This is a genomic window from Gammaproteobacteria bacterium, from assembly GCA_021647245.1.
Lineage (GTDB): Bacteria > Pseudomonadota > Gammaproteobacteria > RBG-16-57-12 > RBG-16-57-12 > JAFLJP01.
In genome coordinates this window covers 1-12,493 of record JAKIVC010000006.1, presented here as the reverse complement: position 1 = coordinate 12,493, position 12,493 = coordinate 1, and the positions used below count along the sequence as shown (strand labels likewise).

Here is a 12,493-nt window from a genome sequence, read left to right as displayed (position 1 = left end):
TCTTTTTAGTTCACTTGTCCTTGAGCTTTCAATTAAGCTCAAAAACAGAAACCTGATAAAAATCAGAAAAACAGTAAAACGCATCAATCTGCCGAATCACCTTGCCCTGTTTTTTTGCATGTTTATTCAACATCTCCATCAAATCTACCTGCCAAAAACTCCCCAGGAAGGGTTCCAGACGCTGCAATACCCAGCGTGTTACTGGAAACCGCCACAGCAGGTGCTTTTTAGGAGAGGCGCCATATTCAGTGATAACAAAGCGACCGCCAGGTTTGAGTACTCGAATGGCCTCTCCAAGGCTGCGTTCCCGCGCATCAGGTGGCAATTCGTGCAGTAGAAAGAAGATTAAAACCGTGGTAAATACATCATCACCATAGGCAAGGTACTCTGCATTCATACGCGCACAAAGTAACCGCTTTTTATCTGCATCCGTCAGTTTTTTCTGGGTTGCTCTGAGCTGAATATCCGCTACATCCATAAGATAAAGCTCATCATCCATCGCTTTGAGCAGCGAGGGTGTCATGCTTCCATAAGCACAGGTGAGTTGTAACATCCGCCCTTCTGGCCGCTCTTTCATGCAGTCGCTTAGTGCCCGTTGAGAGAGTGTTTTGTACTGGCCAAAAAGAATCGCATTGATAATCAGTTGATGATCAAAAAACCAGACACCCCAATGCCAGAGATAGGCCCACCAATAGTTACGCACCAAATATTCGGGTTTACCATCGATAAAACGATACCAAATATTCATGACCTTCCACTGTGGTGTTCAACCTGCTCTACTAACGTTCCTGAAAGCAACTGATCCAGAAACTCTTTTTCATCGAGGCTTGTCGCACGAAACATCACACCGATCCCCCTATCCCCGCTGTGCACCACCAAAGCAGGTAAATACCCACAAGATGAGCATTCAACATCGACCGCCGTATGTATGGGTACGCTCTCGTTCAGTTCAATAAACATACCCTCGCTGGAGATATCGCAACTTCGGCCATACAGAATCGAACCATCACCTCCCCTGACAGTGACATCCAAAGAGAACTGAAAGCGTTTTTTATATCGATGTTCCATATTCAAGCTCCTTGAACTTGCCATTAGCGGCTCCCCTCACCATGCACCTCAACGGTGAGAAATGCCTTCCACTGGTCTAGCGGTGGAAAAAAGCCGCTGTTTTATGCACATATTCACTGTATGTTTCGCCGAATTCGACCTCGGCGCGCCGCTCTTCTACCCGCGCCAGGTGTACATAGGCGTAGAGCATCATGGGTGCCATCAACACCGTGAGAAAGGTAGGCCACTGCACCAAAAAACCGATAATGAGCAGAAACAGCCCTGTATATTGTGGGTGGCGGGCGTAAGCATAAATACCATCGGTTACCAGCTCGCCTCGGGCGGCATGGATCTGTGTCCAGCCTTTTGAGAGCAGGGTGTAACCCATCAGCATCAACAGCAGACTTAAGCCCATCACAATGATCCAGGCCAGATTTGAGCCACCAAATACCACTACCCAGAGGTGCCCCAGTTTGTGATTAAAGGGTTGCAGAGCAGGGTAAGCATCGCCCAGCCAACCGGTGAGTAGATAGATGGTGAGCGGGAAACCATACATTTCACTAAAAAGTGCTACCAGAAAGGCAACCACCACTCCCATGCTACGCCACTCCTGCCCTCCCCTTGGCTTAAGAAAGCTCAAGATAAAAAACAGAAACAGCCCGACATTAAAGGCGGCAACTACCCACATGCCATAAGCGTATTCGAGATCCCCACCGTGCATTTTTTGACACCCCTTGTTAACCCTAAAATCAATCTTTTGGACGCTGATATACAAAAGGTGCAATGGATTTTTTATGGCTCCCTTTTCGCTGAATTTCGACCACGATACGGTAGCGCTCGGCTTGATGCATCATGAAGTAGTTGCCATAACTCAAGGCATTTCCTGGCATCACTTCCAACTCTTTTGAAGAGCCCGTAACACCCAGAAGACCCACCGTAGCTTTTAACTTGGCATCCGCAATGCGCAGGCCGTTTTTACTATCAAAAATGGCAATCAGGATGTGATAACCATGCTCTTTAGGGGTTGCGCTGTTGTGCATTTTTTCCGAGGTTAACTGTGCCGGAATAACACCTAGGTAAACATCCATACCATCTATTTGAAGATGGCGATTAGAGTCATCAGCCATCACTAGACTGGCCGCAAACAGTAAACAGAAAAAAACCGCTATATTTCTATATAACATTGTCTTGCTCCTCTTTTGCATGAGCCGCTTGGTGCGGAAAAACACCCCTTCACCCCCCCCTTTAAAAAAAAGGGGGGCGAAGGGGGTTAACGCCATTACAACTTAACCCTCTTTAATCTAAGTGCATTAGTAATCACCGACACTGAACTAAATCCCATCGCCGCCGCCGCAAAAATAGGCGAGAGCAACAAGCCAAAGGCTGGGTAGAGTAAACCGGCGGCAATGGGTACGCCCGCCGTGTTATAGATAAAGGCAAAAAAGAGGTTTTGACGGATATTACGCATGGTTGCACGGCTCAGACGTCTGGCCCGCACGATGCCTCGCAGATCGCCTTTAACCAGGGTGACACCGGCGCTCTCCATGGCGACATCGGTACCGGTGCCCATGGCAATCCCCACATGGGCTTGAGCCAGCGCCGGAGCATCGTTGATGCCATCACCCGCCATGGCAACAATATGACCTTCGGCCTGTAACTGCTTGACCACTTCGGCCTTTTGCTCTGGCAGCACCTCGGCGTGTACTTGATCAATATCCAGCTTGGCGGCGACCGCTTCTGCGGTCTTGCGACTGTCACCGGTGAGCATCACAATTTTGATCCCCTCACCATGCAGGTCACGGATCGCTTCGGGGGTCGTCTCTTTAATGGGGTCGGCCACACCGATCAAGCCAGCCGCCTTGCCATCAATGGCCAATAGCATCACAGTTTGACCTTCAGCCCGCTGGTTGTCTGCCTGTTGTGGAAGGGCACCGGCGTGGATACCCAAACTCTCCAGCAGTTTAATATTGCCCAGTGCCACCTGGCGCCCATCAACCACTCCCGTAACACCCATACCGGTAACCGATTGAAAGTCATCAGCCTGAGTCAACGCCACACCTCTCGCCTCAGCACCCTGTACAATAGCCTCAGCCAGTGGATGCTCGCTGGCCCGTTCAAGCGTGGCGGCAAGGCGCAGATTTTCATTCTCCTGAAAACCCTCGGTGGCCATGACTGAAACTAGCTTGGGCTTGCCTTCAGTGAGGGTGCCGGTTTTGTCAACCACCAAGGTGTCGACTTTTCGTAACACCTCTAATGATTCCGCGTTTTTAAACAACACGCCCATCATGGCCCCTTTGCCGGTGCCCACCATAATTGACATCGGTGTTGCCAAGCCTAATGCACAAGGGCAAGCAATAATCAGCACAGCTACCGCATTAATCACCGCATAAGCAATCGCAGGCTCTGGCCCCCACAGACTCCAAACGATGAAAGTAATTATTGAGATGAGCACCACCACCGGGACAAAGTAACCGGAAACGGTATCGACCAGCCTTTGGATGGGTGCCCGGGAGCGTTGCGCCTCAGCGACCATTTTGACGATCTGTGATAGCAGTGTGTCTGAACCCACTTTTTCGGCGCGCATCAACAAGCTGCCGGTACCGTTAACCGTGGCACCAATCAAACGTTCTCCCGCTGCTTTGGCAACCGGTAGCGGCTCTCCTGTGACCATCGATTCATCAACATTGCTTTCACCGCTAAGGGTAGTGCCGTCGACGGGGACTTTTTCACCTGGCCGTACCCGAAGCGTGTCACCCACCTGCACGTGCTCCATGGGAATATCTTCTTCACTGCCATCTTCTCGTACAATACGTGCGGTCTTGGGCGCAAGCCCCAGCAGCAGCTTGATCGCCGCATTGGTCTGGCTGCGCGCCCGCAACTCCAACATCTGTCCCAGCAGTATCAATACAGTAATCACCGCCGCCGCCTCGAAATAAGCGGGTACAACACCGACTTTGTTAAGCACTTCGGGTGGAAAAATACCGGGGAAAACGGTGGCGATAACGCTGTAACTCCAGGCCACAGAGACACCCAGTCCAATCAGGGTAAACATATTAAGGTTACGCGTAACCAGCGACTGAATTGCACGCACATAAAATATCCAGCCACCCCAGATGACCACCGGGGCTGAGAGCACCATCTCAATCCACTGGCGAAGGTTGGGTTCAATCAATTCAGCCATCGCCTGTGGCCAAAACTCAGCGGCCATGGCACTGAAAAAAACCGGAATGGCGAACAGGGCGCTGATCCAGAAGCGGCGGCTCATATAGTCCAGCTCGCTGGTGTCATCCTCCACTTCAACCGTCATTGCCTCTAACGCCATACCACATTTGGGACAGGAGCCAGGGTGATCCTGAATAATTTCTGGATGCATCGGACAGGTGTATTGAGTTTTGGTGGCGATGACGGGAACCCCTTTTGGCTCCAGTGCCATGCCACATTTAGGGCAGCTGCCAGGGCCTTGTTGCTCCACTTCCGGGTGCATCGGGCAGGTGTAGATTGCAGACTCATCCACAGGCTGATTTGATGCTTGTGTGGCGTGAGACACCTGTGATTTTCCATCACAACAGCTGTGGGGGTTTTCTGCTGTCGGCTCTGGTTCGGCCGCCGCTTTGCCACCGCAGCAACTCTCTGTTTTTTCTGCTGGCTCGGGCGTGGCACTCTTCTGGCCACCGCAACACCCCTCTGTTTTTCCTGCTGGCTTCGATTCTGCCTGTTTTTTACTGCTGCAACAGCAGCCACCCTTCTCTTTACCCTTATTTTCTGCCAGATACTGGGTCGGTGATGCCGAAAATTTACTCAAACAACCTGCACTGCAAAAAGTGTATTTTTCACCTTCATACTCTGCATGATGTTCAGATGCCTCAGTGACACTCATGCCACATACCGGATCCACCAGCGCCTCACTCGGTAGATATTTTTCAGCATCATCCTCAAATTTATGCTGACAATGCTCACTACAAAAGTGATAACGCTGCCCTTGGTACTCAGCGTGATATTTTGACTCTTTAGTAACACGCATTCCGCATACCGGATCGCTTTTCATAACCCATATCCTTTTATCATCTTTAACCTACTCACAGGCTAGGCCTGCGCAATCACTACTTTTCCATACTCATTTTTTGTTGCTGCATCATCTGCTCCATCATCTGCTCCATCATATTTTGCATCATATCCATACGCTGCATCATCATGCTGTGACAGTTTTTCATCTTTTCGGGGGCCATCATGCCCGACATATTTCCTTGCATACCTTTGGGCATCATAGCCATCCCTTTGTGCATCACCTGCATATGTTGCCGCAGCAGTTTTTTCTTCTCCTGCTTGTTCTCTGCACTGTGAATTCGCATCATAATCGCCTTCATTTCGTTCATATGTTGATGCATTTTTTCCATCTCCATCGTGGCCATTCCATCTGACTGGAGAGTCTTTTCAGTGCTATTTTCTTTCTCTTTATGATGGCTGCTGTCTGCCAGCAACGGTGTTGATAACAGCATCAGAGCCGTGGTTGTTACAGCCAATAATTTAATGTTCATTTTCGCTCTCCCGGTTAGTTTAGGTAGGTCATAAATATCATTTTATGGATTCAATCAGGTGGCAGATCGCCTCACCATCCGGTTCGCCATCCGGCATCTCCTTCCATCTATTAAGAGCTTCATCCATACGTTGTTGCAGGTTGTTCAATTCGAAGAGTCGCACTCTATTTTCATCAATCCGTTGTTGAATCATGTCGCGCACCACCGGACAGGGCGACTCTCCATCACTGCTGTGGTCAAAAATGGTTTGTATATCACCTAACGTAAAGCCAAGCCCTTTAGCACGGCGAATAAACGCCAACTTTTTTAAATCATTATCAGAAAAAAGCTTGTAACCGTTTACAGGGTTTCGAGTGGGCGTTAATAATCCGATGCGCACATAGTGACGCACCGTGTCGGGTGTGGTTTTTGTCGCTTTTGATAACGTTCCAACCGTTAGCATTGCTTCACTCTCTTCCCATTCCTGCGGCCCTACTCCCAAGAGTAAGGCCTATGTGTTGCACACAGGTCAATGCACTATTTTTTTATCCGAGAAGGATCCAACCCAATCGAGTGGTGCGGCTGACAATCTCATCAGCCGAAAGACCCTAGACAATCGCTTCTTTGCTTAACGATAGACGGTTTAGGATGTCACTGTGGTGACATGTTCATTACAAAGCTGTCATAAATGCACCTGTACATCTGAGCGCGTGCTCTACGCAAAACAGAACCCCCCATGCCATTCACCCCCCCTTTTTTAAATGCGAACGATAGTAATTATCATTTACATTTGCATTCAATGCGTTCATAATTTACTCAGCTACCCCCTATTCAATGCTAGCGAGCGATACAGCATGATCTGGGTAAAGCCCGCTACAGCAACCCTTATTGAGGAAATATAACAGTGAAAAAACAATACCGTTTACTGCACGGCGCTATCACCATGGCGGCACTTGGCCTGGCACTTCCTGCGGGTGCAGCAGATAAGATGGCGGTTGATGCCCATGCGGGTGCCAAGGTGCTTGATAAGATTATGGTGATCGGCAATCCGGCGAATATTGAAAAAATACCCGGCTCTGCTCAGGTTGTTAAAAAAGAGGATATTCGCCAGCAGAATTATGATGATGTGAATCGCGTGCTACGCAAAGTACCGGGTGTCTATGTGCGTGAAGAGGATGGTTTTGGTCTCTTTCCAAGCATCAGTTTGCGAGGAGTGGATACCACCCGCAGCTCTAAGGTAACCGTTATGGAAGATGGCGTGATGATGTCCCCCGCCCCCTACACCGCACCCGCTGCTTACTATTCACCCACCGCAGGGCGCATGAGTGGACTAGAGGTATTGAAAGGTTCCAGCCAGATAAAATATGGCCCACACACTACCGGTGGCGTTATCAACTACCTCTCAACAGCGATTCCAACCCAAGAGAAAGCGTATCTAAAGTCAACCTTTGGCCGCTTTAACGAGCAACGCACCCACGCCTATGTAGGAAATACTTTTGATGCCGGTGCCGCCGGTCAGTTCGGTATTTTGCTGGAGGGGTATCGCCGACAGAGTGATGGTTTCAAAAAAATTGATGAGCGTGCTGATTTTCGCAACGGAGATGAGACCGGATTTTCTAAAACAGATGCCATGATTAAACTTTCATGGGAACCAGACAGCACAATCTATCAGCGTTTTGAGTTTAAATACGGTAGCAGTGAGCTGGATGCTAATGAGACCTACCTCGGCTTGAGCCAAGCCGACTTTGATGCCGACCCAACACGCCGTTATGCCGCGTCACGTTTTGATAACATCAAGAGTGAACAGAGCCAGACATCTCTGCGCTGGAGCATCAGCCCTACAGATGATATCGATGTTATTACCACCCTCTACCAAACTGACTTCAAACGCAACTGGTACAAACTCAGCAGTATTAATGGAGATAAAATCGCCGCCGTTGTGGAGACACCCGGCCCATCACAAACATGCATGAAAGGGCGCGGGCCTTGTGATATGGATATCAAGGCCAACAACCGATCCTACACTACACAAGGCATCGAAACAGTGGGTTATTTTCGTTTTTCGAACGGTGATATCCAACACGAAATCATGGCCGGTCTTCGACTGCACGAGGATGATATAACGCGCTTTCAGTGGCAGGACACCTACACTCAGGATGGTAATGGCCTCATCACCGCAGTGAGCCGTGGCACCCCGGGCGCTGCCGGTAATCGTTATCAAAAAACCAAAGCATTGGCACTGTTTGTTCAAGACACCATTGAAACCGGCGCCTGGACTTTTACCCCCGGATTTCGTTACGAGCAGCTCAATCAGACCTCCGAAGAACCCAAGGGCACCCTGCAAAGCGCCGGTGGCACCAAAGGCCGAGATGGCGAAAACAGCTTTAGTGTCAACGCCTATGGTGTGGGTGCGGCGTACCAGATCAACACACAATGGACGGGGTTTAGCAGCCTGCACACCGGCTACTCCACCCCCAGCCCACGAGGTACCCGAGGCGGTCTTGACCCGGAATCCAGTACCGCCTTTGAAGTGGGCGTACGCTATGCCAACCCAGCACAGGCATTCGCCGCTGAAAGCACATTTTTCTACACCGCTTTTAATGACTTGATCGTCACCGACAACGTCGGCGGTACCGGAACCGGTGAGGATGAAAATTTTGGAGAGTTGGATACTTTGGGTATCGAGCTTGCCCTTCAATATGATGCCGGTCTTGCTAATAGCTGGGGGCTGAGCAACCCCTCTTTTATCAGTGCCACCTACACCAATGCTACACAAAAAAATGACTCGATCTCTACCGATGCCGAGTCTATTTTCAGCTATGGCAAAGCGGGCAACGCCGTTCCCTATATTCCGGCACTCACCTTGAGCCTCGGCACGGGTATCGAGACCCAAAAATGGGGCGCATTCATCTCCGGTAACTATGTAAGCGCCACCTATACCAGTGCCAGCAATGTTAATGATCAGATCAACGGCGCGGGTGATCCCGATGCACGATATGGCAAAACAGATCGCTATTTTACCGCTGATATTTCAGCCTTTTATCGCCTGAATGAAACCGTGAAAATTTTCAGTGGAGTACAGAACATCTTTGATGCGACATATGTGGTATCACGTCAACCCTATGGCGCACGCGGTGGTTTACCACGGTTTGTTTATGCCGGCATTGAGGTGGATATGTAAACCACCCTTTCTTTAAAGAGCGCTCTCTCAACAATCAAAACCACGGTAAATAAACATGAACATAGTCGATCTATTCCAACAAGGTGGGCCGGTGATGTGGGTATTACTCGCCATGTCGATACTGGCCGTCACCATTATCCTACTGAAGCTGTTTCAGTTCTTTCGTAGCGGTTTGCGGCGCCTGGACTTTGTCGACCCTGCACTCACGGCACTCCAGCACCATGACCACCACACGGCATTAGCGGCCTTAAAAAAACAGCGCAGCCCGGTAGCCCATGTCATGGAGAGCGCCATACGCTGCGGCGCTGATCCCGCCATGAACGCAAAAGATGTCGAGGCGGAAGTGAGCCGCATCGGCTCGGCCCAGATACGCAACCTTGAATCATGGCTGCGCGGGCTCTCATCCATCGCCCACTTGAGTCCACTATTGGGATTATTGGGAACGGTGACCGGTATGATCGCCGCCTTCATGAGCCTTGAAGCGGCGGGCAGTCAGGTTGATCCATCGATCCTCTCCGGGGGGATCTGGGAAGCGCTACTCACCACCGCCTTTGGTTTAACCGTAGCGATTCCGGCGATGGCGGCCTTCTACTATCTGGAAGGTGAAGTTGACCATGTACGCGCCTCCATGAAAGATGTGAGTATTCGGGTATTGCGCCATTTTGGTAAAACACCCAGTAACATCTCTAGCCGCGATGATGAGAAAATCGAGGATGAGACCCATGGAATTTGAAGGCCGTGCACGCATTCACTCGCACCTCGATATTGCTCCACTCATCGACATCGTCTTTCTGTTATTGGTGTTTTTTATGTTAACCAGCACCTTTTTAGTACCCGAAGCGATTGAGCTGGAGCTACCTAAATCCAGCAGCGCCACCCTCACCGAAGAGAGGCCGATAGTGGTCGCCTTCAATAGAGAGGGCCAGCTCGCACTCAACGGCAAAACCCTCCAACTCAGCGAACTTGGCAACGCCATCAAACCACTGATTGCAGGCAACAGTGAACTCACCATCACCCTAAAAAGTGATGCCCACACTGAAGTGCAGCAACTGCTGGCGATTATGGATGAGATCCGAGCTGCCGGTGGCAACAACGTTGCGTTAGCAACCCTACAGAAGTAGAGCATACCGATGTCAATTACATGGCGACAGATGAGCATTGCACTGCTCGTCACACTTGCGCTACACGCTGGCGTGGCGGCTTGGTTGGTGCTACCTGCGCCCCTATTGGTAGAAAAACCACCGGAGAAAATGCTTCGAGTCAGTCTGTTGGCGATTGCCGCCGAGCAGACCCGTGTAACAGCGGCTGCCCCTACACCAAAAACTGAACCCACGGTACAACCAAAACCAGAGCCAGAGCCAGAGCCAGAGCCCATCATTCAAAAGCCTGAGCCTGTCATTAAACCCACACCACTACCCGTTGAAAATATCCCCGAAGTGGTAGCGCACCCAGTGATCGAGCAGAACGCCCCCAGACAAGATGTCGCCCCCGCACCGTTAAGTGCCGTAGCGAGCGCACAATATGAGCAGCAACTGGGCGCCTGGCTAGAGCAGCAGAAAAAATACCCCCGTCAAGCCAAGCGGATGCGTATTGAAGGTGAAGTCTGGTTACGCATTTTAATCGATCGCAATGGCCAGACCAAAAGCGTCACATTAGAACAGCGCAGTGGTAACCGCTTGCTTGATAAAGCGGCCCTCAAGATGGCAGAGCGGGCAAATCCTTTCCCGCCCATACCTGAAAACGACCCGCGCCAGAAGGTAGAGTTTATCGTGCCGGTACTGTTTGCCTTGCAGTAACCGTTTGCTAATGTTTGTGATCGTGCCCATCATCACTCATCTCATCCATGCCACTAAAGTCCATCATATCGTCGTGATCGGTCACCTGCCCCTTGTCATCTCCATGGGCATGACCGCCACCCTCACCGTGCGCATGAGAATGCCCGTCACCTTCGGACTGCGGCAACGACATCACGCCTAAACCATAGCGGTAAACCAACTCACCGCCGTGCCAGGCAGTAGCGCCTAAAACACCCCCCGCAATAACCATACAGGCTGCAAAGGCGACCCCCCTAGCGCTCTCTTTTCTGGCCCAGATAATCGACCAGGCAGCCAATGTCAAAAACAGCGTAACAGTAACTACCGCCCAGTTACGGTGTTCGGTCATCGCCAGATGAGAAGGGGTGTCATGGGCAACCGTGTTATAAGCATCCAGCCCGGTAAGCGCGGTAATAACAGTCACTCCAGCACCAAACCAGAGCGACCAGTTTGCCACCGTTTTCCACTGCTCTTTTAACGGTGATTTGACAAAAAACATCACCACATGCAGAGCCACAGAGAGTGAGAGTAGCGCCACCGTAAAGTGGACAAAAATGGGATGAAAATTAGGGATGATTTCAGGCATTACTCGGTTCCTTATAAATTTATTAGACGTTTTCTACCACCGCCTCAGAGCGGGTTCGAATACGGTAGAGCTTTTCTACTGGCAGTACCGCGACGATTCCATCTCCCGCCAGTCCCACATGGGCTGTATCTATGATCGCCTAGGCAATGGTTTCGGCATTTTTCTCTTTCGTAAATATCTCAATCCGTGCATGGCTCACCATCCAGTCGCTCGAGTAAAAGTCCACATACTCACCGTAACCCTTCACCTTGGTCACACTAATACCACTCACCCCAAGGTCTTGCAGCCTCTTCTCTACCTTCTCCAGCACATCACGCTGGATAATCGCGGTTATTTTTCGGTAATTCATATTTTCACCTCTTTTTTGGGGCTCACTCATAACCGGCTGTGGTGCCACCGCACAAAAACCCTGCGGCTCCACACCAAGCGCTGCATTAAATTTACTCGACATATTTTGAAAGCCAATCAACCCGGTCATCTCTATAATCGCATCATCATCAAAGTACCGACGCAGCACCTCAAAGTGTGCTTCGTGGGTCTGTCTATTGCTATAGGTCATCGCCTCAGCATAATGGAGTGCCGCTTTCTCCTGATCACTGTACAGATCACAATCAGCAAACGCTGCAAGCTGGATGAGCTTCTCCTCACCGATACCCCGCTTTAGTGCAGTGGAAGAGTTAATATCGACACAGAAAGGACACCCATTTATCTGCGAAACCCGCACCGTTATTAATGTCCTTAAAGCCGGTTCCAACGGTGAAGAGGCACAGTCAAAAGCACCATAGAGCAGCGCAAGGGAAGCAAACACTTTAGGTGACCGCCCCCACAGTCGAGCAGGCTCCAGAACCGCACCATATTTCCGCTTTTGATTCCAGAAAAAGAGCTTCACATACCAAGGGAACTTATACTCGGCGGCGGTGCTGATGATTGACATAGCCACTCCTCCTATTATGAATCACGCGAAAGCCTATAGACTTGTAGGAGTCTAGTAACCGCACCCTGTCTATCGGGTGACATACTCATTACAGTTTTGTCATGTTGCCGCCCCTAAACTAAGAAAAGAAAAGAAAAGAAAAAAGGGGTCAAATGCAATATTACTCTTTTTGTTGTATGACTTATCCTTGGTTATCCATGCTGCTCTCAGTTCGCTTGGGATTGAGGCGTATGATGGAAGAAGATAAAAGTTTAGTTTGTCAGGTCTAAAAAACATAGCGTCAATATTGTATTTGGTCGAGTAGATGGGTTCCTCTAGCTTTATCAGGATCATGATGGCCATCACACGGCCGATTTCCTGCTTCTACCATTGTTGCCACACCCCTCTCAGAACCGTGCTTGCGCTATTTACGCACAC

The 12,493-nt window shown here is 50.1% G+C and carries 12 protein-coding genes and 2 pseudogenes; 4 read left to right on the top strand and 10 right to left on the bottom strand.

Annotated elements, in window-relative coordinates:
• Nucleotides 1-28: 28 nt before the first annotated feature.
• The 7 genes from L3J94_02835 to L3J94_02805 form a co-directional block, all read right to left on the bottom strand.
• Nucleotides 29-748 (bottom strand): class I SAM-dependent methyltransferase, encoded by a 720-nt coding sequence (locus tag L3J94_02835; protein MCF6217690.1) that lies wholly within the window; start codon nucleotides 746-748, stop codon nucleotides 29-31.
• Entirely contained in the window at nucleotides 745-1,068 is a 324-nt protein-coding gene (locus L3J94_02830; GenBank protein ID MCF6217689.1) for a PilZ domain-containing protein, read from the bottom strand. Before L3J94_02830 ends, L3J94_02835 begins: the two co-directional genes overlap by 4 nt.
• Nucleotides 1,069-1,144: 76 nt before the next feature.
• Nucleotides 1,145-1,768, bottom strand: coding sequence for an isoprenylcysteine carboxylmethyltransferase family protein (locus L3J94_02825; protein MCF6217688.1), 624 nt, complete (start codon nucleotides 1,766-1,768; stop codon nucleotides 1,145-1,147).
• 28 nt (nucleotides 1,769-1,796) lie between these two features.
• The gene (locus tag L3J94_02820) at nucleotides 1,797-2,231 is read right to left on the bottom strand and encodes a hypothetical protein (protein ID MCF6217687.1); all 435 of its coding nucleotides are present in this window, start codon (nucleotides 2,229-2,231) and stop codon (nucleotides 1,797-1,799) included.
• A gap of 95 nt (nucleotides 2,232-2,326) precedes the next feature.
• A complete protein-coding gene (gene cadA, locus L3J94_02815; protein MCF6217686.1) occupies nucleotides 2,327-5,092 on the bottom strand; it encodes a cadmium-translocating P-type ATPase in 2,766 nt (921 codons plus the stop codon).
• Between the two features lie 55 nt (nucleotides 5,093-5,147).
• Complete coding sequence (locus L3J94_02810; protein ID MCF6217685.1) at nucleotides 5,148-5,582, bottom strand: hypothetical protein; 435 nt, start codon at nucleotides 5,580-5,582, stop codon at nucleotides 5,148-5,150.
• Between the two features lie 37 nt (nucleotides 5,583-5,619).
• A complete protein-coding gene (locus L3J94_02805; protein ID MCF6217684.1) occupies nucleotides 5,620-6,024 on the bottom strand; it encodes a MerR family transcriptional regulator in 405 nt (134 codons plus the stop codon).
• A 441-nt stretch (nucleotides 6,025-6,465) separates the two neighbouring features.
• On the opposite strand from L3J94_02805, the gene L3J94_02800 reads away from it, so the two are divergent.
• From L3J94_02800 to L3J94_02785, 4 genes are read left to right on the top strand one after another with little or no spacing between them, the layout of a single operon-like run.
• Nucleotides 6,466-8,742, top strand: coding sequence for a TonB-dependent receptor (locus L3J94_02800; GenBank protein MCF6217683.1), 2,277 nt, complete (start codon nucleotides 6,466-6,468; stop codon nucleotides 8,740-8,742).
• A 55-nt stretch (nucleotides 8,743-8,797) separates the two neighbouring features.
• Nucleotides 8,798-9,475, top strand: a complete 678-nt coding sequence (locus L3J94_02795) for a MotA/TolQ/ExbB proton channel family protein (protein MCF6217682.1) — start codon at nucleotides 8,798-8,800, stop codon at nucleotides 9,473-9,475.
• On the top strand, nucleotides 9,465-9,863 hold the full coding sequence (locus L3J94_02790) for a biopolymer transporter ExbD (GenBank protein ID MCF6217681.1): 399 nt from the start codon (nucleotides 9,465-9,467) through the stop codon (nucleotides 9,861-9,863). Before L3J94_02795 ends, L3J94_02790 begins: the two co-directional genes overlap by 11 nt.
• Before the next feature lie 9 nt (nucleotides 9,864-9,872).
• Nucleotides 9,873-10,538, top strand: coding sequence for an energy transducer TonB (locus L3J94_02785; GenBank protein ID MCF6217680.1), 666 nt, complete (start codon nucleotides 9,873-9,875; stop codon nucleotides 10,536-10,538).
• Between the two features lie 7 nt (nucleotides 10,539-10,545).
• Here L3J94_02785 and L3J94_02780 read toward each other — a convergent pair whose 3' ends face one another.
• From L3J94_02780 to L3J94_02770, 3 genes and pseudogenes are all read right to left on the bottom strand, one after another.
• Nucleotides 10,546-11,142 (bottom strand): DUF2231 domain-containing protein, encoded by a 597-nt coding sequence (locus L3J94_02780; protein MCF6217679.1) that lies wholly within the window; start codon nucleotides 11,140-11,142, stop codon nucleotides 10,546-10,548.
• A 22-nt stretch (nucleotides 11,143-11,164) separates the two neighbouring features.
• A pseudogene (locus L3J94_02775) lies at nucleotides 11,165-11,491 on the bottom strand (P-II family nitrogen regulator).
• Between the two features lie 48 nt (nucleotides 11,492-11,539).
• Nucleotides 11,540-12,076, bottom strand: a pseudogene (locus L3J94_02770) (carboxymuconolactone decarboxylase family protein).
• Nucleotides 12,077-12,493 lie beyond the last annotated feature (417 nt).

Coding starts and splice junctions, on each gene's coding strand:
- L3J94_02805 (MCF6217684.1), bottom strand. CDS start 6,024: ATGCTAACGGTTGGAACGTTATCAAAAGCGACAAAAACCACACCCGAC.
- L3J94_02810 (MCF6217685.1), bottom strand. CDS start 5,582: ATGAACATTAAATTATTGGCTGTAACAACCACGGCTCTGATGCTGTTA.
- L3J94_02835 (MCF6217690.1), bottom strand. CDS start 748: ATGAATATTTGGTATCGTTTTATCGATGGTAAACCCGAATATTTGGTG.
- L3J94_02790 (MCF6217681.1), top strand. CDS start 9,465: ATGGAATTTGAAGGCCGTGCACGCATTCACTCGCACCTCGATATTGCT.
- L3J94_02830 (MCF6217689.1), bottom strand. CDS start 1,068: ATGGAACATCGATATAAAAAACGCTTTCAGTTCTCTTTGGATGTCACT.
- L3J94_02780 (MCF6217679.1), bottom strand. CDS start 11,142: ATGCCTGAAATCATCCCTAATTTTCATCCCATTTTTGTCCACTTTACG.
- L3J94_02795 (MCF6217682.1), top strand. CDS start 8,798: ATGAACATAGTCGATCTATTCCAACAAGGTGGGCCGGTGATGTGGGTA.
- cadA (MCF6217686.1), bottom strand. CDS start 5,092: ATGAAAAGCGATCCGGTATGCGGAATGCGTGTTACTAAAGAGTCAAAA.
- L3J94_02785 (MCF6217680.1), top strand. CDS start 9,873: ATGTCAATTACATGGCGACAGATGAGCATTGCACTGCTCGTCACACTT.
- L3J94_02825 (MCF6217688.1), bottom strand. CDS start 1,768: ATGCACGGTGGGGATCTCGAATACGCTTATGGCATGTGGGTAGTTGCC.
- L3J94_02820 (MCF6217687.1), bottom strand. CDS start 2,231: ATGTTATATAGAAATATAGCGGTTTTTTTCTGTTTACTGTTTGCGGCC.